The sequence below is a fragment of the Algoriphagus marincola DSM 16067 genome (assembly GCF_000429405.1).
In the GTDB taxonomy this organism is placed as follows: Bacteria; Bacteroidota; Bacteroidia; order Cytophagales; family Cyclobacteriaceae; genus Algoriphagus; species Algoriphagus marincola.
This window is the reverse complement of record NZ_KE386900.1, coordinates 76,843-103,682: the sequence shown is the minus strand read 5'-3', so window position 1 is coordinate 103,682 and position 26,840 is coordinate 76,843. Positions and strand designations below refer to the sequence as shown.

Annotated in this window: 29 protein-coding genes and 1 pseudogene; 6 read left to right on the top strand and 24 right to left on the bottom strand. The window is 42.0% G+C overall.

Annotated features, from left to right (window positions below):
- From G457_RS0120495 to G457_RS0120465, 5 genes and pseudogenes are all read right to left on the bottom strand, one after another.
- Positions 1-203 (bottom strand): annotated as a pseudogene (locus G457_RS0120495) (IS256 family transposase); the annotation flags it as partial.
- Positions 204-507: 304 nt separating this feature from the next.
- On the bottom strand, positions 508-1,434 hold the full coding sequence (locus G457_RS0120485; RefSeq protein ID WP_026948120.1) for a hypothetical protein: 927 nt from the start codon (positions 1,432-1,434) through the stop codon (positions 508-510).
- A gap of 723 nt (positions 1,435-2,157) precedes the next feature.
- A complete protein-coding gene (locus G457_RS0120475; protein ID WP_026948119.1) occupies positions 2,158-2,517 on the bottom strand; it encodes a helix-turn-helix domain-containing protein in 360 nt (119 codons plus the stop codon).
- The gene (locus G457_RS0120470; protein WP_026948118.1) at positions 2,495-2,812 is read right to left on the bottom strand and encodes a type II toxin-antitoxin system HigB family toxin; all 318 of its coding nucleotides are present in this window, start codon (positions 2,810-2,812) and stop codon (positions 2,495-2,497) included. The genes G457_RS0120475 and G457_RS0120470 overlap by 23 nt, the downstream gene beginning before the upstream one ends.
- Positions 2,813-2,888: 76 nt before the next feature.
- The gene (locus G457_RS0120465) at positions 2,889-3,794 is read right to left on the bottom strand and encodes a nucleotidyltransferase family protein (protein WP_026948117.1); all 906 of its coding nucleotides are present in this window, start codon (positions 3,792-3,794) and stop codon (positions 2,889-2,891) included.
- Positions 3,795-4,189: 395 nt separating this feature from the next.
- Here G457_RS0120465 and G457_RS0120455 point away from each other — a divergent pair, with 395 nt between their 5' ends.
- The 4 genes from G457_RS0120455 (at position 4,190) to G457_RS0120440 (ending at position 7,961) form a co-directional block, all read left to right on the top strand.
- Positions 4,190-4,528: a P-II family nitrogen regulator gene (locus tag G457_RS0120455; protein WP_024284113.1), complete on the top strand. Its 339-nt coding sequence runs from the start codon at positions 4,190-4,192 to the stop codon at positions 4,526-4,528.
- Between the two features lie 33 nt (positions 4,529-4,561).
- Positions 4,562-5,791, top strand: coding sequence for an ammonium transporter (locus G457_RS0120450; RefSeq protein ID WP_026948116.1), 1,230 nt, complete (start codon positions 4,562-4,564; stop codon positions 5,789-5,791).
- Between the two features lie 128 nt (positions 5,792-5,919).
- The gene (gene dgt / locus G457_RS0120445) at positions 5,920-7,263 is read left to right on the top strand and encodes a dGTP triphosphohydrolase (RefSeq protein ID WP_026948115.1); all 1,344 of its coding nucleotides are present in this window, start codon (positions 5,920-5,922) and stop codon (positions 7,261-7,263) included.
- Positions 7,264-7,295: 32 nt separating this feature from the next.
- Positions 7,296-7,961, top strand: a complete 666-nt coding sequence (locus tag G457_RS0120440; RefSeq protein WP_026948114.1) for a heme exporter protein CcmB — start codon at positions 7,296-7,298, stop codon at positions 7,959-7,961.
- Positions 7,962-8,061: 100 nt separating this feature from the next.
- On the opposite strand, the gene G457_RS0120435 is transcribed toward G457_RS0120440, so the two are convergent.
- From G457_RS0120435 to G457_RS23010, 3 genes are all read right to left on the bottom strand, one after another.
- Positions 8,062-8,703 carry a hypothetical protein gene (locus G457_RS0120435; RefSeq protein WP_026948113.1) on the bottom strand — a complete coding sequence of 214 codons (642 nt, stop codon included), beginning with the start codon at positions 8,701-8,703 and terminating at the stop codon, positions 8,062-8,064.
- On the bottom strand, positions 8,687-9,181 hold the full coding sequence (locus G457_RS0120430) for an RNA polymerase sigma factor (RefSeq protein WP_026948112.1): 495 nt from the start codon (positions 9,179-9,181) through the stop codon (positions 8,687-8,689). The genes G457_RS0120435 and G457_RS0120430 overlap by 17 nt, the downstream gene beginning before the upstream one ends.
- Before the next feature lie 90 nt (positions 9,182-9,271).
- The gene (locus tag G457_RS23010; protein WP_155847210.1) at positions 9,272-9,427 is read right to left on the bottom strand and encodes a hypothetical protein; all 156 of its coding nucleotides are present in this window, start codon (positions 9,425-9,427) and stop codon (positions 9,272-9,274) included.
- 140 nt (positions 9,428-9,567) lie between these two features.
- Here G457_RS23010 and G457_RS0120420 point away from each other — a divergent pair, with 140 nt between their 5' ends.
- Positions 9,568-10,932 carry a M28 family peptidase gene (locus G457_RS0120420; RefSeq protein WP_026948111.1) on the top strand — a complete coding sequence of 455 codons (1,365 nt, stop codon included), beginning with the start codon at positions 9,568-9,570 and terminating at the stop codon, positions 10,930-10,932.
- 150 nt (positions 10,933-11,082) lie between these two features.
- Here the strand turns inward: G457_RS0120420 and G457_RS0120410 are convergent, their stop codons facing one another.
- A complete protein-coding gene (locus tag G457_RS0120410) occupies positions 11,083-12,273 on the bottom strand; it encodes a histidine decarboxylase (RefSeq protein WP_026948110.1) in 1,191 nt (396 codons plus the stop codon).
- A gap of 163 nt (positions 12,274-12,436) precedes the next feature.
- Between G457_RS0120410 and G457_RS0120405 the strand changes: the two genes are divergently transcribed.
- Positions 12,437-13,936: a sulfatase gene (locus tag G457_RS0120405; RefSeq protein WP_026948109.1), complete on the top strand. Its 1,500-nt coding sequence runs from the start codon at positions 12,437-12,439 to the stop codon at positions 13,934-13,936.
- 74 nt (positions 13,937-14,010) lie between these two features.
- Here G457_RS0120405 and G457_RS22060 read toward each other — a convergent pair whose 3' ends face one another.
- The 15 genes from G457_RS22060 to G457_RS0120325 all read right to left on the bottom strand — a co-directional run bounded on the left by G457_RS22060 (position 14,011) and on the right by G457_RS0120325 (position 26,623).
- Positions 14,011-14,763: a DUF3667 domain-containing protein gene (locus tag G457_RS22060; protein ID WP_051260940.1), complete on the bottom strand. Its 753-nt coding sequence runs from the start codon at positions 14,761-14,763 to the stop codon at positions 14,011-14,013.
- Positions 14,764-14,814: 51 nt separating this feature from the next.
- The gene (locus tag G457_RS0120395; protein ID WP_026948108.1) at positions 14,815-15,228 is read right to left on the bottom strand and encodes a hypothetical protein; all 414 of its coding nucleotides are present in this window, start codon (positions 15,226-15,228) and stop codon (positions 14,815-14,817) included.
- Positions 15,229-15,418: 190 nt separating this feature from the next.
- Positions 15,419-15,838 carry a hypothetical protein gene (locus G457_RS0120390; RefSeq protein ID WP_026948107.1) on the bottom strand — a complete coding sequence of 140 codons (420 nt, stop codon included), beginning with the start codon at positions 15,836-15,838 and terminating at the stop codon, positions 15,419-15,421.
- 49 nt (positions 15,839-15,887) lie between these two features.
- On the bottom strand, positions 15,888-16,442 hold the full coding sequence (locus G457_RS0120385; RefSeq protein WP_026948106.1) for a TetR/AcrR family transcriptional regulator: 555 nt from the start codon (positions 16,440-16,442) through the stop codon (positions 15,888-15,890).
- 21 nt (positions 16,443-16,463) lie between these two features.
- Positions 16,464-17,369, bottom strand: a complete 906-nt coding sequence (locus G457_RS0120380) for an ABC transporter substrate-binding protein (protein WP_026948105.1) — start codon at positions 17,367-17,369, stop codon at positions 16,464-16,466.
- A gap of 101 nt (positions 17,370-17,470) precedes the next feature.
- Complete coding sequence (locus tag G457_RS0120375) at positions 17,471-18,595, bottom strand: Fic family protein (protein WP_026948104.1); 1,125 nt, start codon at positions 18,593-18,595, stop codon at positions 17,471-17,473.
- A gap of 298 nt (positions 18,596-18,893) precedes the next feature.
- A complete protein-coding gene (locus G457_RS22455; RefSeq protein WP_026948103.1) occupies positions 18,894-20,210 on the bottom strand; it encodes a DUF6090 family protein in 1,317 nt (438 codons plus the stop codon).
- A 349-nt stretch (positions 20,211-20,559) separates the two neighbouring features.
- Entirely contained in the window at positions 20,560-21,108 is a 549-nt protein-coding gene (locus G457_RS0120365; RefSeq protein ID WP_026948102.1) for a YceI family protein, read from the bottom strand.
- Positions 21,105-22,070 (bottom strand): DUF5777 family beta-barrel protein, encoded by a 966-nt coding sequence (locus tag G457_RS0120360; RefSeq protein ID WP_248602887.1) that lies wholly within the window; start codon positions 22,068-22,070, stop codon positions 21,105-21,107. Before G457_RS0120360 ends, G457_RS0120365 begins: the two co-directional genes overlap by 4 nt.
- Positions 22,067-22,519, bottom strand: coding sequence for a Rieske 2Fe-2S domain-containing protein (locus G457_RS0120355; protein WP_051260939.1), 453 nt, complete (start codon positions 22,517-22,519; stop codon positions 22,067-22,069). The genes G457_RS0120360 and G457_RS0120355 overlap by 4 nt, the downstream gene beginning before the upstream one ends.
- 390 nt (positions 22,520-22,909) lie before the next feature.
- Positions 22,910-23,506 carry a porin family protein gene (locus tag G457_RS0120345; protein WP_026948099.1) on the bottom strand — a complete coding sequence of 199 codons (597 nt, stop codon included), beginning with the start codon at positions 23,504-23,506 and terminating at the stop codon, positions 22,910-22,912.
- Between the two features lie 71 nt (positions 23,507-23,577).
- Positions 23,578-24,522 carry an alpha/beta hydrolase gene (locus tag G457_RS0120340; RefSeq protein WP_026948098.1) on the bottom strand — a complete coding sequence of 315 codons (945 nt, stop codon included), beginning with the start codon at positions 24,520-24,522 and terminating at the stop codon, positions 23,578-23,580.
- 82 nt (positions 24,523-24,604) lie between these two features.
- Positions 24,605-25,183 carry a nuclear transport factor 2 family protein gene (locus G457_RS0120335; protein ID WP_026948097.1) on the bottom strand — a complete coding sequence of 193 codons (579 nt, stop codon included), beginning with the start codon at positions 25,181-25,183 and terminating at the stop codon, positions 24,605-24,607.
- A 295-nt stretch (positions 25,184-25,478) separates the two neighbouring features.
- Positions 25,479-25,778, bottom strand: coding sequence for a DUF1905 domain-containing protein (locus G457_RS0120330; protein ID WP_035484459.1), 300 nt, complete (start codon positions 25,776-25,778; stop codon positions 25,479-25,481).
- 206 nt (positions 25,779-25,984) lie between these two features.
- Positions 25,985-26,623: a hypothetical protein gene (locus G457_RS0120325; RefSeq protein ID WP_026948095.1), complete on the bottom strand. Its 639-nt coding sequence runs from the start codon at positions 26,621-26,623 to the stop codon at positions 25,985-25,987.
- Positions 26,624-26,840: the final 217 nt, after the last annotated feature.

Below are 26,840 nucleotides of genomic sequence, written 5' to 3'. Positions count from 1 at the left end.
CGAAGTTTCTTCCTGCTGTGGCCGTTCCGGGTATTATCCCCGGTGGACTCCCCGTGTTTTTCATAGCCCAGGTGATTATCCATCTCTCCTTCGAGGATGGCTTCTACGCCCCGTTTTTGAAGTTGGCCGAGAAAAGCATAGAGCTCTTCTCCGTTTTTGAACTGCTTGAGGAATTCCTCGCTGAATGCATCTTCTTTTTTCATAGCTTTAAGTGTGTGAAGGTACCCCGAAAAAGTTATTTCCGTAATTTTTCCTGGCCTTTCAAAGGGCCCAAAAATTCCAGAATAACTTTTCCTACCATTTACACACTTATCGGGACACTACCATATAAATAATAAAATGATTATAAAAATTAATATTATTTCATTATTTTCAGAAATAAATTGATAATTACTCCTTATAAATACATTTGAAAATTCTTCAAATTTTACAAATAATATAATCAATGAGGATATATTAAATATCAATATAAGATATTCTAACAGCTCACGAAATAAATGGGTGAATTTATTTCTCAAATTCATAAATTTTCAATTTTTCAAAATTCCAACCTATTATTATTTCATTATCTCTATTCCTTATTTCAAATGGGAAATATTCATCTTCGGATCTTTCTAGTAGAATACTCTCCGCATACAAACCAGTTTTCAAATCATAAATATCTAAAAACCATTTGGAATCAATTTCGACGTAATATTCATTTTGTTTAATGGTTAATAAGTAAATTTTATCCTTAATGATAGCTCCTGAAACAAACCAGTTCTGATTTGGATTGAGCACAACATTATTGCCCGATCTGTAAACTTCTGGCATAAATTCATATCTAAAATCTTTATATAACTGAACAGTTTCCTTTTCCAAATCAATCCTGAAAAAGATAGGGGCATTCAAGCAGTAATAAATAAAGATTTCAGGGCTTTCTTGACTACCTGCAAAGTCTCCATATAATAAAAAATCCAAATCTTTCTTTTCTTCCACTCCTAAGGCAACAAGTATGTCATTTATTGAAAAATTTTTCTTGTAGGATCCGTCTGTTATATCAATCAAAACGAATTCAAAATCTCCCTTTTCGTTGATTTGTGAAGATAGAAATTTATTAATATCGTATTTAATTACATTTGATCTAGATGCAAATTTATAGCTGAGAAGTAAACTATCGGTTTCAGAATCAAATCGATTGATCAGATTCTTCCCGTAATCATAGATGGTGTAGGTACTGTCATTTTCATCATACCACCAAACTGAGCTTATCTCCCAGTTTGCCGGACCTTTCTTTCCTGTTTCCTTTATCAGTGATCCATCGTCATCGTAACTTCTGATTATTTCGTATGGTGAACCTACGATGTGAATTGAATTGTCATCAACAAATAATCTATTGATTCGCCCATCATAATTTATTTCCCCTTTACTGGTAGAAATTTTTGTTTCACTCATTATTCTAGTTTCTTTATGAACACAAGAACAAAGAATACTTAAGAAAAATAAGACTCTAAAGATTTTCATTGTTTGGGAAATAACTAGAGGTATGGTTGTGCAGGGCTTGGAATGCCCTGCACTTGTTGAATCTTACTCAGAACAAGATACTGACGGAAAAGGTCCACGAGGTGTAAGACTTGCTCCTACAGATATCTTACATCTTTCCTTTTGATCACTATCTGCGTCAGACGAACAAGGCTTTCCAGACAGCGGACAATCAATTATCCCACCAATGGTACTGCCAATACTTTTTGCGTTTGACTCTAAGGATAGGTTCACAATTCCAACTGAAATGCCAAATAAGACGGCTAAAACTTTAATTTTTTTCATGATTTGAAAATTTTTTTGTTAAACAAATTAAGACACCGGTTTTCGGTGAATAAATAAAGTAGATTGCTGCAGCATTTAAGTTCAACTAATTAACAAAAACAAAAACAATTTTTAAGTTTGATGTGAAATAATTTTTAAAAGATTGAAAATCAATAAAATAAATCTTAAAAAAATTTTAAGTTCGAGGTCAAGGATTTTCTTTTTTATACCTTTGGGCAGATCTTTTTGACCGATGCCAGACCGGAGCGATCGCATGCTATCCTAGCCCAACTCGACTCGGAGGTCTTTTTCTTTGGGGTGGAAATGGGGAAGGTGAAGAGGGAGTAAAATGAGGCTGGAGTTTTTTAAAAATTAATACTCTCTGATCAACACCTCTGCGGGAATTTTTAATTTCTCATTAAGTTTCCGAATCATAGCAAGGCTTAATTTTCGCTTTCCAGATAGGATCTCTGATTTTCTAGATCGGGCACCCAAAATTTCAGAAAGCTCGGATTCGGAGATTCCCATTTGATCCAACCGGAACTTTATCGCTTCAATTGGGTGAGGTTTTGGAATTGGGAAATGAACGTTTTCATACTCTTTGATAAGAATAGAAAGAACCTCCAACTCATCGGAAGCTTCTGACTCAGGTGCTAATTCTTGTTGCATTAAATCGTAAGCGCGCTCCAAAGCATTTTCGTATTCGCTGTTATTTTTTATTGGCTTTACCATAGCTGATGATTTTTGCGTCTATTTTGTCGTATTCCTGATGGGTTCCAAACCAAACAATAAAGACTATTTTCAATCGATATTCGATATCCACAATTAAGCGAAATGAATTTCCATGAATATTGAAAATCACTCTTTTGTCTGAGATGATCGAAGCATTGTGAAATTGCGACTTTAACTCATTTGGGCTATTCCATTCTGCGGAAAGGGCCTCTTCATGCCAAGCCAAAAGACTTTGCTTTGCTTTTGGATAAGCAATACACCATTCCTTTAGGGTTTTTACTGCAATGATCCGCATTTCCAAATATACAAAAATGTTACCAATTTGGTTACGGATTTTTTAATAAAAAAAAAGAGGCTTCGGCCTCTTTTCCTTATTTCCACAAATCTCCAGGGTATTCCCCGCTTTCGTGTAGCTTTTTCAATGCCTCGATGACCACCGGCTTGTCTTCCGTGTAGGTCACCCCAAACCAGGTTTTGCCACCGGGAAGAATCTCGAACGCCGCTTTTCCTGATTGAATCAGGTTATTGGCTACCGTTGGGATGTAAAATTCCGATTTGAGGTTTTCTAGATTGGCGGGGAGAAACGTATTCCACATTTGCTCGATGTCGTCAAAAACCTCCTGGTGAAAGCCCCAAAAATTCATAGACACAGGTGTGTTCTCTGCGATTTCAATTACTTCGCCCTCTCCACGACTGAGAATTTTCTCTCGTTCCCGTGCGATGGATGTACGCTCAGTCATTCCGATCAGTTGCCCCTTTTCATTGGTTTTGCAGACTCCCCTGCTGACGGTTCCGTTTTCGGAAAGTACATTCTGAATGGCATAGCCGACCATGGCATGTAAGTCTGGACGAACTTTCGAGGAAAGGAATTTCCCTAAGACCTCAAATGCTTCTTTTCCGTAAAAATCATCCGCATTGATCACGGCAAAGGGTTCCTTGACAGCATCTTTGGCACAAAGAACGGCGTGGGCGGTGCCGAAGGGTTTTACCCGGTCTGCTTGCTTCAATTCCGCAGGCACAAAGCTATCCAAGGATTGAATCACCCAATCCACTTCTATTTTACTCTCCAATTTTGGAACGAATTTTTCCTTGGCCACCTCCAAGATTTCCTCTCGAACGATGAAAACTACTTTTCCAAAGCCTGCCCGAATCGCATCAAAAATGGAATATTCTAAAATAGTTTCTCCACCGGGACCAAAGCCATCAATCTGCTTATTTCCGCCATATCGGCTGCCCATTCCTGCTGCTAATACTACTAAAGTTGGTTTCTGAGTCATATCCTTTTTCACTGATAAAAAACGCTGCAAAATTAAGCGAATTGCCGGGGAGCACAAGGTAAGAAGGAATTGATTTTTTATAGATAGGCTTTATTTTTAACCTTATGCCTTCAGAAATACTGATTATTTTTTATTGCAAGGGTAAAATTGAAACCAGAATTGACTTTTTGGATAAAAATTTTTTCAATCTGGGATAAAAAATAAACCTAATTTTGATTTTTATTTAATTTTTGAATTACTTTCATGCCAAATTCCTAAAGAACCTCAAAACCTATTGTGAAAATGAAATCGAGCGTGGTGTATTTCGACATATCGAAAGATCCATCCATCATGCGAGATTCTCCCGAATTAAATTCGGGACAAGCTAAGTGGCAACTTAAAAAAATTACAAGCACATGAAAAAAATAGAAGCGATCATCCGGACTTCCCGCTTCGAAGAGATTCATAATTGTCTCTCGGGCTTAGGAGTCAAATTCCTTTCTTTTTACGAAATCAAGGGGATGGGCTTTGAGCACGCTCGCCAAGAAATGTACCGAGGTGTGGCTTATGAACCTGCTTACATTCCGCGAACAAAGCTAGAGCTCATCGTACCGGATGAACTCAAAGATGGGGTCATTCAATGTATTCTCCGGGAAGGAAAAACCGGGGAAATCGGGGATGGAAAAATCTTTGTCTTCGATGTATTGGAGGCCTACCGAATCCGGAACAATGACACTGGCGAAAGCGCCCTTTAACCATCTTAAACCTATCTGAACTCTCTCAAACCTATGCAAGAATTATTTACCGTCAACAATCTATGGATGATGATGGCCACGATTCTGGTTTTCATCATGCATTTGGGTTTCGCCAGCTTGGAAGCCGGACTGACCCGAGCAAAGAATACTGTCAACATCCTCTTTAAAAACACCATCATTCCGGCCATCGGCCTACTTACTTATGCCTTGGTGGGTTTTAATTTGATGTATCCAGGAGCCGGTTTTGAAGGATCGGTCTTTGGATTTGCAGGATTTGGCCTCAGTCTGCCAGAAGGCTGGGACTCTTCAAATTATAATATCGGCTACACTTATTACACCGATTTTATTTTCCAGGCAATGTTTGCAGCAACGGCGGCGACTATCGTATCCGGAGCTGTAGCTGAGCGAATCAAATTGGGGCCTTTTATCTTCTTTTCCATTTTGTATGTAGCAATCTGCTATCCCATTGTGGGAATGTGGAAATGGGGTGGAGGATTTTTAAATACTTTAGACACTCCTTTTTATGACTTAGCTGGATCCACCATTGTCCATTCTGTGGGAGGTTGGGGAGCTTTGATTGGAGCTTCACTGCTTGGTCCGAGGGTTGGAAAATATACAGAAAAGGGCATGAGCGCCATGCCGGGCCATAATTTACCATTAGCCACCTTTGGGGTGTTTTTGCTTTGGTTTGGCTGGTTTGGTTTCAATGGAGGATCGGTATTGAGTGCAGATCCAGGTGCTGTTTCTAAAGTATTTGTGACGACTTCTATTGCAGCAGCTTCCGGAGCTTTTGGAGCTTTGTTGATTTCCTACCTTCTGTTCAAGTCATATGATATCACTATGGTTCTCAATGGAATTTTGGGTGGCCTGGTGGGAATCACTGCCGGTGCTGATCAAATGGGTGTAGGTGAATCATCCATCATTGGTTTTATAGCAGGTGGCTTGATCGTACTTGCTGTCGTTTTCTTTGATAAAGTGAAGGTGGATGACCCTGTAGGAGCGATTTCAGTTCACTTGGTTGGAGGTATTTGGGGAACCCTAGCCGTCGGAATTTTTGGTGATTTGGCTGGATGGAGCCAATTCCTTTCTCAACTAACTGGTGTTGGAGCAGTCGGATTATTCTGCGTGCTTTTCTCAGGTTTGATTTTATACACCCTGAAACGAACAGTAGGAATTCGAGTGGATCAACGAGAGGAGGTTGAAGGCCTTGATATCAATGAACACGGAATGCGTGCCTATCCTGATTTTGCTAGTAAGGATTAATTATAACCAATGATCAACTAAACGAAAAAGCAGCAGGAATTACCTGTTGCTTTTTTTATGTTGCTTCTAGGACTGATATTCTTCAAAAACCCGTGGATTCTTTCCAAGGCTTCTTAATTTTGGGCATGATGAAATGGGAACGCCTCCTGAGCCGGGGCAGATTTGGAGAAAAACCGGGGTTTATCCCCACACAAGCTGCAAGAAGTGAATTCGAAGTGGATTATGACCGGATTATTTTTTCGGCTCCCTTCCGCAATTTGCAGGATAAGACACAGGTCTTTCCCTTGCCAGAACAGGCATTTGTTCACACCCGACTGACACATAGTCTGGAAGTATCTTCTGTCGGTCGATCCTTGGGAAAAGCTGCCGGAGAGTTTCTTTTAGAGAAATACCCATCGTTATCCCAATCAGGAATTTCGGCTTCCGAAATCGGTGGTATCGTAGCGGCTGCGGCGCTGACACATGATATCGGAAATCCTCCTTTTGGTCATGCTGGTGAAGAAGCTATCTCGGATTTTTTCAAATTTCACCCCGCAGGACTTGCTTGGCAAAAGCATCTCCGTCCCGAGCAGTGGTTTGATTTATGCCAATTTGAGGGAAATGCCCAAGGTTTCCGCATGTTGGTTTCCAAACAGTACGGTTTGAAACTGACCTATGCGACATTAGCGGCTTTTACCAAGTATCCTAGACCCAGTCAAATTGCCCATCGGGATGTGGCCCGGAGAAGTCAGAAGAAATTTGGGTTTTTCATCAATCAGCTGGCAGACTTTGAGCAGATGACTGATTTTCTGGGAATAGAGAAGTCCAGTGATGAATGCTGGTTGCGTCATCCTTTGGCTTTTTTGGTAGAGGCAGCGGATGATATTTGCTACTCCATTATTGATTTGGAAGATGGCTGCACCATGGGTTTGGTGAGTTTTGAGGAGACGGTGAAGCTGCTTCAGCCCATTTTAGGGGAAAAATTTGATGCTAAAAAGCTCGAGAACCGCACCCAATCTCAAAATCTAGGCGCTTTGCGTGCTTTGGCAATTGGTGCTTTGATTCAGCAAACGGTAGAGGCTTTTGCCCAATATGAGGAAAGCATGTGCAAAGGGAATTTTGACAAGGCTCTGACCGATGTGATTCCTGCTGCCAAAGCGCTTCAAGCCATTACAGATTTGTCTGTTCAGAAGATCTACCGCTCCAAATTAGTTTTGGAAAAGGAAGCGGCAGGCTTTCAGGTACTCGAAGGACTTTTGGAGGTTTTTGGACAGGCCTTGTACCACAAATTCTACGCACCAAGCCGATTCTCCGGTCAGGATAAGAGTATTTTAAGATTGCTCCCAGAGGACTTCCCACTGAAAGGTTGGGGAGAAGAGGTAAATCCTTATCCATTACTTAGAGCACTTATCGATTATATCTCAGGGATGACCGACAAGTATGCGCTCAATCTGTACCGACGTGTAAAAGGGATCTCCTTTCCTGGAGTGTAAGGAGTTTCGGCCTTAGCCCCTATCTTTGAACCATGTGGAAAGAAATCTCCGTTCTCATTCGTAAAGAAATCACCTTAGAGTGGCGTCAAAAGTACGCGCTCAATGGGATTTTACTTTATGTGGTATCGGCAGTTTTTATCACCTACCTTTCTGTGGGAGCCAAAATGGGAAACCTTTCAATTCCTACCTGGAATGCACTCTACTGGATCATCATGCTTTTTTCGGCGGTGAATGCTGTGGCCAAAAGCTTTGTGCAAGAGCATCAGGGGCGACAACTTTACTACTACATGATCGCTTCACCGGAGGCCGTCATTCTTTCGAAAATTATCTATAATACCGGTTTGACGCTGATTTTGGCCCTTTTAGGCTATGGGGTTTTTTCGGTGATCTTGGGCAATCCAGTTCAGGATCATGGACTCTTTCTGCTGAATTTGGTACTGGGCGCTATGGGTTTTTCGGCGAGCTTGACCATGGTCTCAGGAATTGCCTCTAAGGCGGGTAATAATGCGACTTTGATGGCTATTTTGAGTTTTCCCGTCATTATCCCGATTTTGCTGATGGCTATCCGCATCTCCAAAAATGCCTTGGACGGGCTGGATTGGTCTGTTTCGGTGGATAAGTTGATAGCCTTGGCAGCGATCAATGCCATCGTAGCGGCAGCCGGGTATATTCTGTTTCCCTATTTGTGGAGAAGCTAGGGTTTTGGTCTTGGGATCATAGTATTTTTTAATGCAAAAAAGCCCACATTCTGCATGTGAGCTTTTCTAAAAGAATTTTATTGCTCCTTTATCAGTTCAATTATTTCGTTGTTCTCAGTTCCTCCATTTCTGCCAAGGCTTCATTCAGTTTTCCCAGGACCTTTCCATACATCAGTTCGACATCCTCCCGGTGTATTCGCTTTGCAAAATAGCCCATAGCTATAGCGCCTCCGATAATGAGCAGCGTGGTGGGTACATGCATTCCAAAAATCAAATTACTTGAGTTTTCTGCTACTTTCTCACGGATGGGTTCCAGTAGATCTGAAAACCAAAGACCAAAATAGAAAGTCAAAATAAAAACTGGATATACTATGCGGTAAAGGCTACCGTATTTCTCGATGGACTGCTGAATCCATTCTCTGAATGAACTCAAGTATTCAAAGCTACTTTGTCCCTTGTCCAGCTGCTTCAAGCCATCCGAATCCAACTTGGCGGAATAAGCCACAGCCAATAGTGTGATAAATATGATCAAGCCAGCCAGACCTGCCCCTGCTCCTAAGGATGCGATTAGAATCAAGCTTGCACCGATGATTATACCCCAAATGTTAATTTTAAACATGCGTTGAAACTTCTCCACTAAGTGGATAGATTTTCGGTTGTAGAGCTCGTTGACCTTTGGTGCTATCAAGGCCTCCTGCTTGAGGAAACCCTCTTTCCAGATTTGTTCAATTGACTTTTCCATCTAATTTCTTTTTTAGTCGTTCTTTAATTCGTTTGATTCTTACCCCGATATTATTCGGGTTTGTTCCCATGATTTGGGCGATTTCCTGATAGGACTTTTCTTCCAAATACAGTAGGATCACCGCACGATCAATTTCTGAGAGTTCCCGGATGGCAGCGTAAAGCTGATTTAGCGATTCATCTGAGATAGCTTGAGCATTTTCCTCCTTTTGATCTCCTGGGCTGAGCTCATTGCTTTCGTAACTTTTCTGCTTTTTGCTTTTCCGCATAAGTGTCAAGCAAACATTCAAAGTCAGCCGATAAACCCAAGTGGACCATTCAGACTGATCTTGAAAGCGATCCTTACTTTTCCAGATTTGCAGGCAGACTTCCTGGTAGTAATCCTCAAAATCCTCTTCGGTGTCTGTGTAGGCTCGACAGATTTTGATGATGATCCCAGCGTAAGGCAAAATGGAAGATTTGTAGAAGTCTCTGCTCAAGTGGTCTTTTATTAGGTTAGTGGCAGATCTTTGAAATAATTACACTCAAGGTTGATTTTTTTTCGGAAGTCGGGAAATTTCTTAGGATGTTCAATACTGTAAATGTATTTCCTGAAAAGCCAAATGGATGAAAATTAAAGTATGATTATCCACAATAATGCCCATCGCTGCATTTTTTCTACTTATCTGGCTGGGAGCATGAAGTGGGAAGTTTGAAGCATCCGGATTCTGGACCTTTAGCTTCATTTTGGCCATAATTTTCTTGATTGATGAAAGGGGGATATACTTTTTATGGAGCCTAGGAAATACTTTTTATCCGCTTATATAGATTTCATTTTCTCGCAAGAGTACTTTTTCTCATATTCCCAATCTAAAATCACCAATTCATGTTACCATTCAGATTCCTTACACCCATTTTGTTTGTTGGTTTGATCGGCATTAGCCATGCGCAAGAAGCACCTTCGCAGATCGATACCCGGATCTATGAAATTATTGAAAATACCTCTTCTGAGCGAATCGAAAAAGATATCCGAACCTTAGCGGGCTTTGGTACCAGAAATACCTTCTCCGATACGCTGTCGGACACAAGGGGAATCGGAGCAGCACGAAGATGGATTAAAGCCGAGTTTGATAAGATATCTGCTGAATGTGGAGGATGTTTGGAGGTTTTTTATCAGAAGGACTTTGTGACAGCAGAGGGTAATCTTCGTGTCCCAAAAGATGCCTATGTGGTGAATGTGGTAGCGATTTTAAGAGGAACGGATTATCCAAATTCTCATGTGATCATGTCAGGGGATATTGATTCAAGAGCTTCCGATACTATGAATTTTGAAATTGATGCCCCCGGGGCGAATGATAATGCTTCCGGTATGGCCGGCACTATAGAAGCAGCCCGAGTTTTATCTAAATATAAGTTCAAGCACAGTATTGTTTTTGCTGGATTGTCCGGAGAGGAACAGGGGCTTTTTGGAGGAAAGGGATTGGCTCAGTATTCCCGACAGAAGGATTGGGAAATCGTCGGAGTCCTGAATAATGACATGATCGGGAATATTGAAGGTGTCGATGGAGTCATTGATAACCGGACTTTCCGGATTTTTTCCGAACCTACACCCGCCAATGAGTCAGAGCAAGAGCGCAGAGCCCGAAGATTCACAGGAGGGGAAGTGGATGGAATTTCCCGTCAATTAGCTCGATATATCCACAAGCAGGTGAAAACCTATATGCCAGAAATGAACCCGATGATGATTTACCGTTTGGATCGTTTTGGCCGGGGTGGCCATCATAGACCCTTCAATGATTTGGGTTTTGCTGGAGTGAGAATCATGGAAGCGCATGAAAATTACAATCGTCAGCATCAGGATATCCGAGTAGAGGATGGGATAGCCTATGGCGATGTAATCGAAGGGGTGAATTTTGACTATGCCGAAAAACTCACCTCGGTCAATGCTATTTCCCTTGCTGGCTTAGCTTGGGCACCTCCAGCACCAAAGGATGTGCGGATAGGTGGTGCTGTTCGCCCTTCCACGACCTTGGCTTGGGAAGAAAGTAATGATCCCAATATTGCCGGGTATAAGATTTATTTCCGACTGACGACTTCCCCTACATGGGATAATTTTGTCTACGTCTCAGGCGTGAATGAGCATACTTTGGAAGGAATCGTGATCGATAACTACTACTTCGGAGTGGCAGCAGTCGGAAAAGATGGCAATGAGTCTCCGGTGGTATTTCCTTTCAGGCAGATTCGTAGGTAAAAAGATTCAAATCTTTTTTGTGATAAATCCGTGAGTGAGGACCTACCTGTCTGTCAGGTAGGCCTTCACGGTGGTAAATATTCTTCGTTCTCCCAGCTTCCTGCTTCTCACCGATTTTTGAAGAAAAAAGCCAACTGGCATTATCGCAGATCACCATCTGTTTTCCATACTTTCTCGAAGCACGGCACAAAATTCGTCGATTTTATGACGATTGATGTGCTGCATGACTACCACATGGGCCTTTTCTTCTTGCGTCGCCAATTGATATTTTTTGACGATGGCGTCTTGTGGCTTTTGGAAGGTGACGATGATTTGATTAGGATTAAAGGCTACATCTGGATAATTGAAAGACTTCAATTTCTCATACAGATAGTTAGCATTTTCTATACAGGTTTCAGCTTCTCTTTTAAAGCCTTCGATTCCCTTTTTTTGAATAATATACCAGAAGTTGATGGCTAGAAATCCATTTCTCGAACCGCTGATCGTGGTATCGTGGACTTCCAAATAAGGCACCCAGCTTGAATTTTTGAAGGTTTTGTCCTGCAGTTCCTTGGAGGAAAGGAAAATGCCGCATGGATGGATCGTTCCGGGAAACTTGTGCCCGGAGATCGCGATACTGCTTAGGCCATTTTGAAAGAGGTCCTCTTTGCTTTCTAAGAAAGGATAAATAAAACCCATCAATGCTGCATCAGCATGGAGAAAGACGTTTTCTTGTTTTATGCCGAGTTCTTTGAAGACTTTTTGTACCTCACTCAATTGATCCATCCCCCCTGTCATGGTCGTGCCGATGTTCAAGTTGATGACCAGTCCATAATTGGAATTTGTAGCATGAATTTCTGAAATTACATCTTTGAGATGGTTATAGCTCATCTCGCCCGACTCCTGACTTTGTATCTTTCGTTGCTTTATATCCAGTAAGTGGGCATTTTTTGGAATGGAGTAATGACTCGATTCTGAGAATAAAAAATAGGGTTCTTTGTTTTGGAGTTTGAAATAATCTCTTCCCATGTAGGCCCCATAAAGGTTTCCCTCGGTACCACCGCTAGTGATATAGCCCCAATGATTTTCTAATTCATACAAATCTGCCACAAAGGCCAGTACTTCTTTTTCAAATTCCTTGGTGTGCATTTTTGAATTCCCATGAATGGAGGGGTCGCCGGCATTGTTCAGGTGCAATTTGGCGAGGCCGCTTACGCCTAGAATCGCGAGATCATTATTTTGGGGGATTTCAGGGTAACCAAAATAGGTCACGGAGTTTCTGATTTGCTCAGCAAGAAATTCAGCTAGGCGAATCTCTGCGGCAGTCTGGGCTTCATATTGTGCTTGGGTCTCTATTCTCATAGTTCACAAAGGTCTGAGTATTTGATAGAATTAGCAAAATGTCCAGAAAATCATCTTATTTTCTGACTTGCCGCTTTTGTGAATTTTATATAGGAATAATTGATGAGGGGCTTTTCCGTCTCGATTGATAGCAGTATTTTGTTTAGAACTTAAGTTCTCAAAAATGACCGATTTCCACCATAGAGGTAAATTTTCACAGATTGTTAGTCTATTACTGGTTTCTTATTTCATGTTGCTTTTTCAAAGCATTGCTCAAGAAAGGGACCCTCTCAATGTGCTTTTCATTGCGGTGGATGATCTGAGACCGGAGTTGGGCGCATATGGAAAAGCCTATGCGATCACACCGCACATGGATCGCTTGGCTAGTCAAAGTTCTCTTTTCACCAATCATTATGTCACCGTTCCGACTTGTGGAGCGTCGCGTTATAGCTTGTTGGTAGGAAAGCTTCCCCAATCCCGTCAGGACCTGAGCAATATGGCAGCGGTGAATCAATTGGCGAGAAAACCAGAGTCTGAGCGAAGAAAAACCTTTATTCAGGATTTCCGGGAAAAGGGATATTACACGGTAGGAATTGGAAAAATATCCCATCATCCCGATGGCTATGTCTATGAATATGACGAGCCAAAGAGTGATTTGATAGAGCTGCCGGGGAGTTGGGATGAAATGCTTTTTAATCCCGGAAAGTGGGAGACAGGACACAATGCCTTTTTTGGCTATGCCGATGGAAGTAATCGGACAGATCGAAATAAACAAGTCAAGCCTTATGAAATGGCTGAAGTATCCGATGATGGCTATGCAGATGGGCTTTCTGCCCAGCTTGCCATCACTAAGCTTCAGGAGCTTAAAGCCAAAGATCAGCCTTTTTTTCTCGGAGTTGGCTTTTTCAAACCCCACCTTCCCTTTACTGCGCCTAAGAAATATTGGGATCTTTATGATCCGGAAGAAATACCGCTTGCACCATTTCCTGCACATCCCCAAGGCTCTTCTAGGGCTAGTCTTATACAAAGCGGTGAATTCAATCAATATGCCCTGGGTGAAGAAAAAGCTGGATTGGATCAGGCCGTCTCAGAGGATTATGCCCGAAAGCTTCGGCATGCTTATCTGGCATCCGTGAGCTATGTGGATGCTCAGATTGGGAAAGTTTTGGACGAGTTGGAGCGATTGGGTTTGGCTGAAAATACGGTGATCGTACTTTGGGGAGATCATGGCTGGCACTTAGGCGATCAGCTGGTTTGGGGTAAGCATACCCTTTTTGAATCTGCTTTGCGGTCGGTGCTGATGATCAAAGCGCCAGGAATTCCAGCCGCCAAGATTAAGCAAGTTGTCAGTACCCTGGATATTTATCCCACACTTTTGGACTTGACCGGAAATGCTGATGATTCTGATTTGGATGGAAAAAGCCTGGTCGGTCTAATGAAAAATTCTCAATCAGAAAATTGGCGAAATACGGCTTACAGCTATTTTAATCAGGGGATTTCTTTGCGCACGCCGACCCATAGGTTGACGCAATATTTCCGATCTGAATCGCAGGAATTCGAACTTTACGATTTGATCCAAGACCCCAATGAAACCCAAAATATTGCTTCTTATTCCCCTCAGGTTTTTGGGGTATTGAAAGCTTTATTGGATGCAGGGAATACGGGGCTTTTTGAAGATCAATAAGCTTTATACTTTACAGGAACTGAGATTTTGGGCTGAAGGGAGACAGCGCTAGGCAGTCGAAGTGATCCATATGATTAAGCCTTATTGGCGATTGTGATAATTGCCATTGCAGCAAACAAAAGTATAGCACCGAAAAATGCATAAAGCAAATAAGTCAAGAGTGTTCTAAAGACTCGGCCTGAGGGTTTGGCTTGGTTAAATAAGAACCAAAATACCCAAATCGTATAGCCAAGAGAGAATATGATGGAGATGTTCTCAAAAAATTGATTTTGGAAAATAGCCTCGCCTAGAATGCATAGGGAATAAAAAAGTGCCTGTTGACCCGTGATATAGCTATTGATTACGATGTGCTCTAGATAATTGTAGCCAAACTTTCGGAATGATAGAAAGGAAGCAAAAGAGTAAATCGGAAGTAAGAAAAGGGTGGATAAACGATAATTTTTCACAAACCAAGCAAGAACTATCTCGGCATTACTCTCTTGGTCAAAGTCTGATGCTCCAGACATCCAACCCGAATAAAAATCATCTAGCCAAGTACTTTGATCAGTTAGCTCGGCCAAAAGAAAGTAAACTGTCGAAAGGGTCAATAAGAATGCGAAGGGCTTGAAATAGGGCTTTCGCTTTCCCTTAAGGAAGTTTCTTAAAGAGACCCCAGGTCTTACTACCATCTCCCAAATGGTGAAAAATAAACCTCGGTCTATCTGAAAGACCGTTGTGGACAGCTCTTGAAGAAAGTTCGAAAAATTGATTCTGCCTACCTGCCGGCTTTGACCACAATGTGCACAAAAGTTGCCTTCTACCGGATTTCCGCAATTCTTACAGTTCATCTTTTGGGATTAGAGAACTTAATCTACCAAAATTTTTGAAAAAGGGATTTACTACAACTGCTCCAGCGTGATTCGATTTTCGGATTCATCACTAATCTCCCGAAAGGTAACCCGCCCGAAGCCCAAAACGATCTGATACCATTCTCCATTCAGGGTTTCAAAAAGAGGATTTTCTGAAAAAGAAATCTCAAACTCTGCTCGTCCATTCTCTCGGCGAGTAGACCAACTTCCTTCATCGAGTAATTGGGTCCCACGATATGCTTCTACCTGACCATTTGGGATAAAATTGAAATTAATCCCCTCGAAATTATTGGCTTGGTCTTGTCCATTCACCTCGAAAAAGGTCACCTGCCACTGACCCTCTGTCAGGGTATCAAAAAGGTTTTCATCTGAGCGAGGTGCTTGCCCATCTTCCGTGCAGGATATCAGAATTAAGCAAAAGAGCAGGGAAAACAATCGATTCATTAATTGGGCTTTTTCGAAGATAAACGAAGATAGCTTTTTGAAGTTTTATCTTTTGTTTTCCATATGTCTTTCTAGCCAATAGACAAATGCCTCGTCTGATTGGATTACTAATTTTATTTAGGTTAAAAGCCATACGGAAGTGCTTTACCCTTGCGAAACTAGTCCGAATTTTTCCTCCAGCACCGAAAATTCAGCTTTTGGCTGGCGTCCAAAGTGGACCTACCGCAATCACTAGGATGATTACATTAAAAAAGGCATTGATGGCATTTCCGGAAGTAATGGATCCTAAACTATCTAAAAAAAACCAAGCTAATACGCCGAAGAGAACAGCCTTTCGGGTTTCTTCAGGGGCTTTGTCATATACCAACTTTCTCAAAAACCAGATACAGACTCCCCATCCAAAAAGAAAGCCACCTGTCAATGCGGATAGAAAGCGTGTGGTGGAAGCCTCAAAATTTTCGACACCATCCAGTGGCCAGCTAAGGAGGTCCATGGTCCACTCGGCCGGAGCAGCAGTGGAAATCATCGTGCCTAAAAAAAAGACCGGGGCAAAGCTTGCTACCACCAATGAGGTGATACCAAGCCAAAATTTATGAAACTTCTGTGTCATGATTGGAAGGTTTTGATGACACGAAGTTATATCGGAGGGAATCGAATTATTAGTCGCTACCGTCCAACGGGCTCGTAAAACTTGCCGAAATACGTTTCAAGTTTTCAAAATAGGACTCGAGCCATTCTGCTGTGAAATTCTCGGGGTTTATTTGTAAGAAAAAATTCTCCAAAGCCAGATCAAAAATCCCCTCTGCTTGCTTAAAAGTCAAAGGGAGTTTGCTGTCCTTCAACCAAAGGAGGATAAAATCCTTTCCGATGAGTTGATTGGAGATCATTAAGGTATGGCTATAGCTGGACTGATGGGCATTGATTCGAAGCTGTCGGTTGAAAAGGATGTCCGTCTGATGCTCCAATAAGATTTGCATCAGCTCGGGATCGATACTTTGGGCCATTCGCTCCTTCTCTGCAATGATTTTGGACTGTTGAAGGTGATACTGCATCAGCTTTTCCACAAACCCTTCCAAATCGGCAAAGTGGTGATAAAAGGAGGATTTACTGATGCCCACCTGCTTGGATAGCTGCTCAATATTTAGACCTATTTCACCATGAATGGCAAATAACTCATAGCCCTTCTTTACCCAGATTTCTTCTCTATTATTCACTAGTTTTTAGGTAATTTTCTCCTAAAGCAGTTCGTTCGAAAATAAGTCTCTAGCCAGGACTTGAGAGGCTTCCAAACCCTTTTCCCGAAGCCAAGACAAAAAGGTTTCCACACGCTTTGGATCTATTTTTCCCCAGTCTCCTTCCTTGCCAAAGTGAGGAGCGGTCAATCGCAGGGCCTCTAGCAAATCAATGTTTTGCTCATGCTCCGGCACCAAAGGCTGAAGGATTTTCACAGCCTTCTCCGGATTTTCTTTGGCATATTGAAATCCTTCGGCGGTTGCTTTTAGAAAGGCTCGATAAGCATCTGCTTTTTCTTCGATTTGATCCCCATTGCAAGCCAATACAGGAGAAAAAGAATAAGGAATGTGATAGTCAGCCAAGCGAAAACTCCGAAGTGCTGCTCCTAGGCTTTTCACTTGCACACCCTCCCAATTCATAAATACCCAAGTCGAATCATACTCCCCCGAAAGTACCGTATTCCAAATTCCCAATTTTTCAGGATAAATTACTTCGAAGTCGCCCTTTCCTCCGTCATTTTTGATCATTTGCTGGACGATGCCATCCTCGTAGCGAGCCTCATAGGATGCATAGGTCTTGCCGTCCAAGTCTTTTGGAGATTGGATTTGGCTCTCCTTCCGCACTACGATGGCACTCAAGTCCTCTTGTAGAATCGCTGCAATGGCCTTCAGTGGAAAAGCCTCCTTTTTGGTCTGGTAGCTGATCAAACTTTCTGTGGGGCAAAGTGCAAAATCAGCCTTGCCCAATTCCACTTTCTTGGCAGGAGTCAGGGAATAATCGTCGGAAGAGGGATCTGAAATCTTTACTTCGATACCCTGATCGGCATAGAAGCCCTGGGCTTGTGCGATGAAAAAACCAATGTGATTAATATTAGGAGTCCAGTCCAAAGCTAGGTGGAGGGTGTTCATGCTTAAATCCTTTTTGGGTTATAAACGATAAGCTGGGAAAAGGTTTTCGAGGAAAAAGGGTTCGGGGCCGTCCTCTTTAAATTAATTCCTGAATTTTTAAGCTATGTTTGCTTTTCATCAGCCAGCATTCCAACAAGCTCATAATTAGTACTCCTACCTCCAGCAGCTTCTTTTTGTAGGATTCCTTTGTCTATCAAGTCATTGATATCTCTTACAGCCGAGTCTTTTGAGCATTTTGCAATTTTGGCCCATTTGGATGAAGTGAGCTTTCCATCAAATCCGTCCATCAACTTATTCAATAATTTTCTTTGTCGTTCATTGATTGGGGTGTCTAAATGCTTTTGCCAAAACTCTGCTTTATAGAAAACTCTTGTCAAAATAGTATCAGTCGATTTTAATGCGTTGATCAGGCAGTTTAAAAACCAAACAAGCCAATCTGTAATGTCTAAATTGCCCTTTTGCGTTTTTTCCAGCATCTCATAGTATTGCTTTCGTTCCATCCGAATCTGCGCCGACATGCTGTAGAAGCGTTGATTACTCTTATCAGATTGGGCAAGAATCATATCGGTCAATGCTCTTGTGATTCTACCATTTCCATCTTCAAATGGGTGGATAGTTACAAACCACAAATGCGCAACAGCGGCTTTTACAACCAATTCCATTTGTTGAGTATTAAACCAATCGATAAATCGGTTCATTTCTTCTTCAATCAAATCAGAATCAGGTGCCTGGAAATGAACCTTTTCTTTACCCAAGGCACCGGATACAACTTGCATCGGGCCTGAAGTATCTTTTCTCCAGTCTGCAACAGTGATCTTATATATTCCGCTTCTACCCGTTGGAAATAAAGCCGCATGCCAATCAAAAAGCCTTTCAGCATTTAGTGGCTCAAAGCAGTTTTGTGTTGCGTCAAGCATCATTTCCACCACACCTTCTACATGCCTATCTGATTCCATCGCAATTGCTATCTCCATTCCCAATCTTCGGGCAATAGAAGAACGTACTTGTTCAGGATTTAAAAATTCCCCTTCAATCTCTGAAGTTTTCAAAACATCCTGGGTCAATGTATCCAGGAAAGCCTCATTTTTCAAATCGAAGCCCAATGTTTCCATTTTGCCTAATAGTCTTCCTTGTAAGTTTCTTGCTTCACTGAGCAACTCCAAAAAATTATCACTATTCCAAGTAAAGTCTGGCCAAGCAGCTTTCTGATAGATATAAGTTCCCATTCAATGCAAATTAGGCATCGAAAATGATCTATATTTCTCGCATATCAAAATTATTCGTCGCCTATTTTGCATCGAATATCAATTTATTCGTCGCAGGATTTCTTCTGAGACTAGCTAGCGAGGTTTTGCTTATTGAATGGATTTTTTACCAGAAGGATGACAAATAGAGGGTGTGAAAATCAAATTTGATTCTAAAAGGGGATTTAGGAAAATATCGCATAGGTAGCTAGATAAAGCTGTAACCTCCAGCCTTTTGACTATTTGATATCAGGATAAAAAAAGTTCGGACCAAAGCTCCCTAGCGATACTCGATATCCTTAATCTCCACCGTTAAGGCCTTATTTTCCACAATGATGGAAGTGACAATGAAGAGTTCCTCGATTTTTGTAGGGGCAAAGCTTGCAAGTGGGATATTGTAATTTTTCCATTCCTTGGTTAAGGTCAGAGGAACTTTGGTTTCGCTCCCATCGGTTGGATTGGACTTGTCCTTCAAGGCGATTTGGATCGCTTCTCCCCCCTCAGTTCCTCTCATCTTGATACGAAGCGTATCAAAGCTTGAAAAGTCTCTTATGCGATTGGGGTCAATGACGCCATCACCCACATAGGAGTAATAGACTCCCCAGGCCTGCGGATAGAATTGAACGGCCGTCAGACTATCTAAAAACTGAATATTGACTCCTTTATTACCTTGGGCGCTAGCTACTCCATAGGAGTTGCCACTGGTGGTAACCCCGTTTCTCATAATTTTTGGATAGGGTCGATCACCGTACTCATCGTGTACAGCTTCCAGACTTTTCTTGATGTCCGGGGTAAAATTCTTACTTCTGCTCACAATCATTTGATGCAAGGCCCTTCCTGTTAGTATTAGATTTTCATATTTGATGATGATATCAAAATTCCATCGAAAAACAGGAATCAAAGTAGGGTGCTGAATGATTTCATCCATCAATCCCGGAAATCTTTCTCCGAATTCACTTCTCCAATCCTGAGTTCCCGGGCTAAAAAAAGCAAAGGTCCCTTCCAGTCCGGCATTTGCAAAATCTTCAAATGAGCTTTTCAGTCCGTCATTATAGTTGTTTTCAAAAATGATCAGTTCGTCCACCTGATTGTAATAATCAAAAAGAAGTATTTCCAAATCTGTACCCTGCAGTTGACTCAGGAAACCCGAGCTTTTCAAGGATTCAAATCCACTGAGGTTGGGAGTCAAATAGAGTAAGGACCAGGAATCATTGATCGCTCGGGCCATGAAATCAATATTTTCCACACTATATCGATCCTCAAAAGAGATATCCATGCCATAGACCTCTGAGGCAATTTGGTAGTAATCCGGCACCATCCGACGATTGACAAAATATACTCTCGGAAACAGCTCTAGTCGGGTTTTATTGATCCTTTCCGCTCGTCTCAAATCGCTTTCCAGATTTTGGGCAATGCTATTGAGGTAGCCTTCCAGCGCTTCCTGATTTAGTCGCTTTTGATTGGAATTGTTGATTTGGATCGCGATCAGGATTCCGATGACCACAAGAATAATTTCTCCAAAAGCATACTTGAGGTACTTGCCGATTTTATTGCTTTCTAGCAGTTCGTAGCGGATTTTCCGAAAGAGTTTGATCATGGTAAAAAAGTGCCTTGTCTGTCCTCGTGCAAGCTACACTTCTATCAATATAGGATGGCATTGGATAGATTACAATAAATTGGATAAAATATTGGTTTTCAGAGTATAGATAGACCAATATTTCCCGAGGGGTAAAGTCAGATGCTTTAGATCATGAAAAGCAAAATAGAGTCCTTAAGGTTTTGAGACTTTTCCAAAAGAATGATTCCTATACAGATTACCCAATCTCTCGAGATAATGAGGAATTGTAAATTCTAAAAAATAAAAAAGCGAAGTTTTCGGCTTCGCTTTTAGTTTGTTTTAAATAGAAAATAAGCTTTAGAGCACAAGCCCTAGCATTGATTTGAATCTATCTTTTGGCCAAGGACATTTTTCCCGATATATCGATTAATTCGGCGATTTTGGTAATCACCAAGGATGGTATTTCGATCTGATATTCCTCAGGCTTAACCTGAAACTTAAAGTCTAACTTCAGTTCGGTGCCATTCGAAACTACTTGACCTTTTACAGTCACAGGTTTGCTTACTCCATGAATGGTCAAGCTTCCTTCTGCGGTGACAGGATAGGTTCCAGGAGTCTCTAGGTCCACTTGTTCTTTGATTTTTCCTTTGAAATTGGCTGTAGGATACCTTTCACTCTCCATGTAATTTTCATTGAAGTGCTCCTGCATCAATTTGTTGGGAAAAACGAAGTCCGTGATTTTCATTTGAACCACAAGCTCCCGATTGCTGGAGTTGAGGATTGCTCCACTTTTTTTGTTTACAGCTTGAATTGTCTCTATGGGAGTATCCGAATACAAAGAAACCTCACCAAGTGTGGTTCCATATAGCGTCTGTGCATACACTTCTCCTACATGTAGGAAAAAGATCAGCATAAATAGATTGATAATCGATTTCATTTGTCTTTGTGCTTTGCGCCTTTATCAAAGCTGAATGTCCTAGCGATATTAAATCCGTAGAAAATATCTCCTTTTTCCCAAGCCCCTACTGTCTGACCAATAAACTGGTTTTCGATCATACCACGGGAGTTGGTGAAGTGAAGTTGAAATACGTGACCTCCCGTTTCGATATCCACCCCGACGGAAATAGCATCATGGTATGGATATGATTTGCCGGTAGAAGCCTCATAAGTTCCGGGATCGGTGAAGGAATGATAATACTCTCCGGACAGCGTGAACCGTTTAGTCAATTTGTATCTTCCACCTACTCCCAAGGCCCAAAGGTCGTTAGCAAGGGAAGGGTCTTCCACCTTGTTGTAATGCAGGAATGTTGGCATTACCTGGAGAGAAAGCTTTTCATTTACTTTCCGAGCGATTAAAGTTTGGCCCCAATAGGAGTAGCGCTCAAGGTTGTTGTTGAAGCGCATTTCCGAGCCGGATTGCATTGCAAAGCCAGTCTCCATTGTATTGATCGCCCATCCTGCCAATCCGGTGACAGTTACGGGAAATTTATTGGACTGTCGGAAAAGTTTGTACTTGGTATAGACATCGTAAGTCTTATCCAGTGAACTTCTCCCTGCACCGATCAGCCATTGATCGGTCAGCCCATACTCGAGTCCAAGCCTGATTTTGGCCTCGTCCAAGCCAAAGAAATTAGCTACAAAACCACTGTTTACAGCACCAAATCGGTGCGAAATCCAGAAGTTGAGGTGGTTTTTGGAAATGGTCTCGATGCTTTGCCCATTGATCAGTCTTGATGCTTTGAAAGTAGCCATGGTGTATACCGGCTCCTTTGATTGCTCCTCATTCAAGATACTGAGCAAGTCATCCTGGGCTTTTGCTTTTGTCAAGCCAAATACTCCCAAAAAACCCAAAATCAAGATAGCTTGGAGGGTGTTTTTGAAGGATGTCATTGTCCTCATAAGAAAACTTTTAGCGTAGTACCGGTTAATTCCGTTGCGTAGTTTTTGATTCCTTTTGAACCCTTGGAATTCAATCCTTTGCCTGAGGTATCAAATCTTGCCCCATGCTCAGGGCAGTAAAATTCTCCGTTTTTGTAATAAACCTTCTTTCTTCCTTCGTGCGAACAAACTTGGGTCACAGCTGCAAAGTCTGTCTGAGATACCCTAGCAATCACGATACTATTCACAATGACATAGTTGCCTACCGTATTCAGTTTGGAATAGGCAGAGGTGCTGAGATCTAAATTCAATTCATTGGCATTCCCTCCAGTACCAGGTGGTAGTGTAGGTTCCATGCTCTCATTGACGCAGCTACTCAGTCCTGAGGCTGCGCAATAAACGGCGAATAATGAAGCTCCTTTTAATCCCAAAGATTTTAGAAACTCCATGCGACTCATTTTTTCTTCCATGGTAATAGAGTTTTGAGGTGATGTGTAAAGGTCGAGCTAAGTCTCTTTAGACTTCCTTAGCTAATTCTTAAAATTCGCTTAAAACGTCTCAGACGAATTAGTTTTCCCCTTTTCTATTAGTCTACACGCGAGCTTGATTTGTAATCAAACGGTAATTTTTTTTATATAAATGTTTGATTTTTGGGTATAAGGTGATCAGTAGGAAGTCATATCATTAGAGGACTCCTGTCAAAAATTTCGCTCGTCTCAGATCGCTTTCCAGGCTTTGGGCAATGCTCTAGAGGTAGTAGCCTTCCTCACCAACCAACTTTACACCGTACCGTTCACCGAGCGAAGTCGAGGCGAACCTGATATGATTTGGATACTGGTAACAAAGCGGACATTCAAAAATTAAAATATCCTGTAGGTCAAGCCCACATAAATCACACTGTTTTTCAAGTCGCGACCTTCCGCAATGTTCTTCAATCCTTGGCTGTACCTCAGACCTATGGCCCAGTCTTCCGCCAATTTATAACCGAGGCCCACATTGATGGAAAAATCAAAAGTCTCGAAGTTCTCAAGTTGAAGCTCCTCAGGGACTGATTTAGCAGTATTGATAGTCAGCAAGCCTAGCTGTGGACCTATTTCAGAATAAAACTTCCCTTCAATCCATTTCAGCATGACAGGAATATTGATGTAAGAAATTTTATACCTGCCACTTTCTTTAGAATTTTCCCCTTGCAGTGACCAAATCATTTCCGGCTGTAGCTTAAGCTCCTTGGAGAGTTTATAGGAGGCATAAGCACCCAGTGAATAGCCAACTTTTCGATCACTCTCCGGAAGGGCATCCCTTCCCCAAAGTTCCGCAAAGTTGATCCCTGCCTTCATTCCATATTGAGCTTTATCCTCATCCGTAGTACCCATTTCCTGTGCGTAAGCCTGATAGGAAAGCAGGGTAAAACACAGGGCTATGAATGGCTTAAATGCTTTAGTCAAAAATTGATTCATAGGAAGGGTCCGGTAGACTTAAAATGTTTTAGACCAAAATACGAATTTGATTCAAAAGGGAGGAATAGGACTTATTTGGCAGCCAAAAACTCATTCACATCCAGCCAATGGATAAAGGCCTCAAACCAACGATTGCTAGTTCGGTTGGGATTTCCCAAACCGAATCCGTGACCACCGTTTTGGTAAAGGTGAAATTCTACCGGAATGCCGGCTTTGTACCAAGAATCGATCACGCCAAACTGACCTCTGAATAGAAAGTCATCAGTGGCAATCACAGAAAACATAGGAGGAGCATCAGCCGGAACATCCACCGGACCCATGCCGCCATAGATAGGACCGATAAAAGCCAACTTCATGCTTTCAGAATTTAGGGTGGAATGCATCGTCAGGCCAGCACCAGCCGAAAAACCAATCATGCCTATTCGGTCGGTATCCACTCCCCATTCTTCTGCTCGATCAAGAATCATGGCATAGGCAGCTTCAGCATCTTCGAGCTGATTGGATAGGTCTAGCTGTGGTGGCCTTGGAGGCGTGGCTTCCCTAGCCGCATCCGAGGAACTAGGTGGGGCTGGAGTTCTAGGTCGGTTCATCCAAGCACTGAAATCTTCCAGAGACTCTGGTGTTGGGTGAAGGCGATACTTCAATACGAAAGCAGCAATCCCCTGATCGGCGAGTGCCTGAGCTACTTCCCAGCCTTCATTTCCCATGGAAAGCCATCTGAAACCTCCTCCGGGGGCTACGATCACTGCAGCCCCATTGGCTTTTCCAGGTTCGGGTAAAAAAGGAGTAAGTGTTGCCGTGGTGATATTTCTGGCCATGGGGTCGCCCCATTGGCGAAACCAAGATTCGGAGGCAGGCTGATCAGCTACGCCGCCTGTTCCGAGGAGAATGGCATTTGGCTCTTCAGGGGCATCAAGTGGGTAGATGGTTCCGTCCTGGGCTAGCGTGATGTTAGCGAATAGGACTGATAAAGCTACAAGGGAGCTTTTGGCTAGGTTTTTAAGGGTTAAGGTCATGGTATAGGTTTGTATAAAGCAATTCTAATAAATTGATTTATCAGGATTTATCCTAAAGTCCAGATTTTAATTTCAAACCTACCTAACTTAAAGTTTTCAATTTCCGCTTTAGTCGAATGGCAATAATCGTCGGAATCAGGGCGATTACTAATCCAATCAAAAGCCCCTGAATCGTAAACTTCATGGTCTGCGGCGTGTCAATATCATGTCGATGGTTCCATATTTCTACAATCTTCCCTTCCTCGTTGATTCTAAAAACATTGATGATCGGAATGGTCCCTGAGCCAATCATCAGCTTCCCCATCATCGTGGAGGGGGTAAAAGTGGCTTCCCAACGGGTGGCCACCAAGTCTCCTTCTGCAATCTGATAATTGATTTTAGAGTCCCAGCTGCCATTATCCCAAAAGAGGTCTGCGGTTATTTTCTGCTCGATGGCAGGCTCCGTGACCCCTTTTCGGTCGCCGATATCATGTACGACATACTCCTCAGCCACATAGTCCACATATCGGTCTGTATTATCCGTAAACCAAAGGTCCTGATAGAAATTCTGGGCAATTTCCTTGTTCCGCTCTTCCCTGCTTTGCGGTGGGATACTGTCAGTTTGGGAAAAGGAATCCAGACAGATTCCCAGGCTCGCGATTACTAAAAATAGTTTGTTCATGGTGTATGAATTTAAATGGATAAAACGTGCTATTCATGTCAGCAGTACTCATTCTAAAAATCCCTTTGCAAATTCCCCATTTTATGTCGCCTAGCCTCCATGACAAAGTGATCTAGTGCTTCAGTTAGACTTTTCTGGAAGTCTACTTTTCTGAATTTACAGCTTTTTCTGGGTAAAAAGTCAAAATAGTCTCGCTAATTACCTGATTGTTAGGGTGCTGATTTGTGGGTATTGGCTGGTTCTTTCTCCTCAAAGAGATGCAAAATCATCCCTTTAAGAACTTTCTTGCCACCTCCTAAAGCGAAATACGCAGGCTGATGGTATCACCCACATTCACTTGGGTTTTCTTCCGGATATCAGCTTTAAGAGGTAGAAGGTAGGTGTCATGCTTTTTGTCAAACCATATGGCCGTATCCCACTCGAATCCCTTGATTTCGGCCTTAGCCTTCATCCGACCCCAACCCTCTTCCTGCCAGGAGAGGTGTTCCCGGATTTCCTGAGATAGGTCCTGAGGCAGCGAGACAAAAACCCATCCTCCCATACCGGGGGATTTCCAAACCTGTGCCGAAAAGTCGTATCTGATTCTGCCTTGCATGCGGTTTTTAGAAAAAAGCTAAGTGAAGATAGGCGAAGAAGTCTTGTGGTCAAAAGATGGGTTTTTATTTCTGGAGTACTCATCACAGGACTGAGCATATCGCTGAGGAATACCGATTAGCGTGGAGTTTAAAATTACTGAAAATAGAAAAGCGGAGTTCTAGACTCCGCTTAGATAAACGCTCTACTTATTGGGAATTGTCTAAATCAATCTTCTACCTTATCGATAGTGATTTTCTCGATTTGTAAGGGCTGGTACTTGACATAATAATTCTCATATCCAGCAATAATGGGACTGATTTTTATCTCATTGGATGAGGCCAGGAAGTCAAACATCACCTCATTAAACTGATAATTGATATACCAAATGTCATTAAACCTGCCCGTTACATTTGTCATTACTTTTTTGTTTCTATAGCTACCGGGTTTTAAGTGGATCGTCATTCGGTACCGCTTCCCCATTTCGGGTCTGAATCGTAAAACCAGGTATCTCATTTCGGGTAGAAATCCAGGTGCGCCTCGATCTAATCTTGGATAGTACTTGTTTTCAGGATGGACATCGATGCTTGTTTGGTCGGATCTGTACCATCCAAAATACTCAGCGACATACATGTCCTTGTCCCTCAGCTTTTGAGCGGTGATCTCCCAGGATTCGTTTGCCCTCAAGTTTAGCAAGTCATCCCGATTGACCCTAATTGCTGGAATGCGTGCTATGCCCTTTGGGTCGAGCTTTTTCAGTTGGGCATTCGAGATTCGATTTGAGGGCGTAACCCGAATATTTATGGGTTTTATTTTCAGATTTTTACTGCCGATTTTCCCAATGTTTCCAAATTGCTTCTTTGACATAATTACTTTATTTATAAATGAATAAAAATAGTTTTAGTGGGCTGCGCTGAGACTATCAGATTTAGACTTTTTCAGTCTGCCCTCCTAGTTAGAAATCGGACCATTTAAAGATTCTCTGACTGGATTATTGAAAATTTTTCCGAATTCGCAGTGATAAAAGTTAGCTTATTTTCTTGCCCAAAGCAAATTTCAACTACTTAAAAAATCCGTGCTATAC

Bases quoted from the DNA above. Each gene is read 5' to 3' on its own strand.
- G457_RS0120395 (WP_026948108.1), bottom strand. From the start codon at position 15,228: ATGAATCGATTGTTTTCCCTGCTCTTTTGCTTAATTCTGATATCCTGC.
- G457_RS0120380 (WP_026948105.1), bottom strand. From the start codon at position 17,369: ATGAACACCCTCCACCTAGCTTTGGACTGGACTCCTAATATTAATCAC.
- G457_RS0120470 (WP_026948118.1), bottom strand. From the start codon at position 2,812: ATGCGGATCATTGCAGTAAAAACCCTAAAGGAATGGTGTATTGCTTAT.
- G457_RS23010 (WP_155847210.1), bottom strand. From the start codon at position 9,427: ATGAAGCTAAAGGTCCAGAATCCGGATGCTTCAAACTTCCCACTTCAT.
- G457_RS0120325 (WP_026948095.1), bottom strand. From the start codon at position 26,623: ATGTCAAAGAAGCAATTTGGAAACATTGGGAAAATCGGCAGTAAAAAT.
- G457_RS0120420 (WP_026948111.1), top strand. From the start codon at position 9,568: ATGTTACCATTCAGATTCCTTACACCCATTTTGTTTGTTGGTTTGATC.
- G457_RS0120340 (WP_026948098.1), bottom strand. From the start codon at position 24,522: ATGACCTTAACCCTTAAAAACCTAGCCAAAAGCTCCCTTGTAGCTTTA.
- G457_RS0120345 (WP_026948099.1), bottom strand. From the start codon at position 23,506: ATGAATCAATTTTTGACTAAAGCATTTAAGCCATTCATAGCCCTGTGT.
- G457_RS0120475 (WP_026948119.1), bottom strand. From the start codon at position 2,517: ATGGTAAAGCCAATAAAAAATAACAGCGAATACGAAAATGCTTTGGAG.
- G457_RS0120410 (WP_026948110.1), bottom strand. From the start codon at position 12,273: ATGAGAATAGAGACCCAAGCACAATATGAAGCCCAGACTGCCGCAGAG.
- G457_RS0120360 (WP_248602887.1), bottom strand. From the start codon at position 22,070: ATGAGGACAATGACATCCTTCAAAAACACCCTCCAAGCTATCTTGATT.
- G457_RS22455 (WP_026948103.1), bottom strand. From the start codon at position 20,210: ATGATCAAACTCTTTCGGAAAATCCGCTACGAACTGCTAGAAAGCAAT.
- dgt (WP_026948115.1), top strand. From the start codon at position 5,920: ATGAAATGGGAACGCCTCCTGAGCCGGGGCAGATTTGGAGAAAAACCG.
- G457_RS0120440 (WP_026948114.1), top strand. From the start codon at position 7,296: ATGTGGAAAGAAATCTCCGTTCTCATTCGTAAAGAAATCACCTTAGAG.
- G457_RS0120450 (WP_026948116.1), top strand. From the start codon at position 4,562: ATGCAAGAATTATTTACCGTCAACAATCTATGGATGATGATGGCCACG.
- G457_RS0120335 (WP_026948097.1), bottom strand. From the start codon at position 25,183: ATGAACAAACTATTTTTAGTAATCGCGAGCCTGGGAATCTGTCTGGAT.
- G457_RS22060 (WP_051260940.1), bottom strand. From the start codon at position 14,763: ATGAACTGTAAGAATTGCGGAAATCCGGTAGAAGGCAACTTTTGTGCA.
- G457_RS0120330 (WP_035484459.1), bottom strand. From the start codon at position 25,778: ATGCAAGGCAGAATCAGATACGACTTTTCGGCACAGGTTTGGAAATCC.
- G457_RS0120405 (WP_026948109.1), top strand. From the start codon at position 12,437: ATGACCGATTTCCACCATAGAGGTAAATTTTCACAGATTGTTAGTCTA.
- G457_RS0120390 (WP_026948107.1), bottom strand. From the start codon at position 15,838: ATGACACAGAAGTTTCATAAATTTTGGCTTGGTATCACCTCATTGGTG.
- G457_RS0120485 (WP_026948120.1), bottom strand. From the start codon at position 1,434: ATGAGTGAAACAAAAATTTCTACCAGTAAAGGGGAAATAAATTATGAT.
- G457_RS0120465 (WP_026948117.1), bottom strand. From the start codon at position 3,794: ATGACTCAGAAACCAACTTTAGTAGTATTAGCAGCAGGAATGGGCAGC.
- G457_RS0120365 (WP_026948102.1), bottom strand. From the start codon at position 21,108: ATGAAATCGATTATCAATCTATTTATGCTGATCTTTTTCCTACATGTA.
- G457_RS0120435 (WP_026948113.1), bottom strand. From the start codon at position 8,703: ATGGAAAAGTCAATTGAACAAATCTGGAAAGAGGGTTTCCTCAAGCAG.
- G457_RS0120455 (WP_024284113.1), top strand. From the start codon at position 4,190: ATGAAAAAAATAGAAGCGATCATCCGGACTTCCCGCTTCGAAGAGATT.
- G457_RS0120375 (WP_026948104.1), bottom strand. From the start codon at position 18,595: ATGGGAACTTATATCTATCAGAAAGCTGCTTGGCCAGACTTTACTTGG.
- G457_RS0120355 (WP_051260939.1), bottom strand. From the start codon at position 22,519: ATGGAAGAAAAAATGAGTCGCATGGAGTTTCTAAAATCTTTGGGATTA.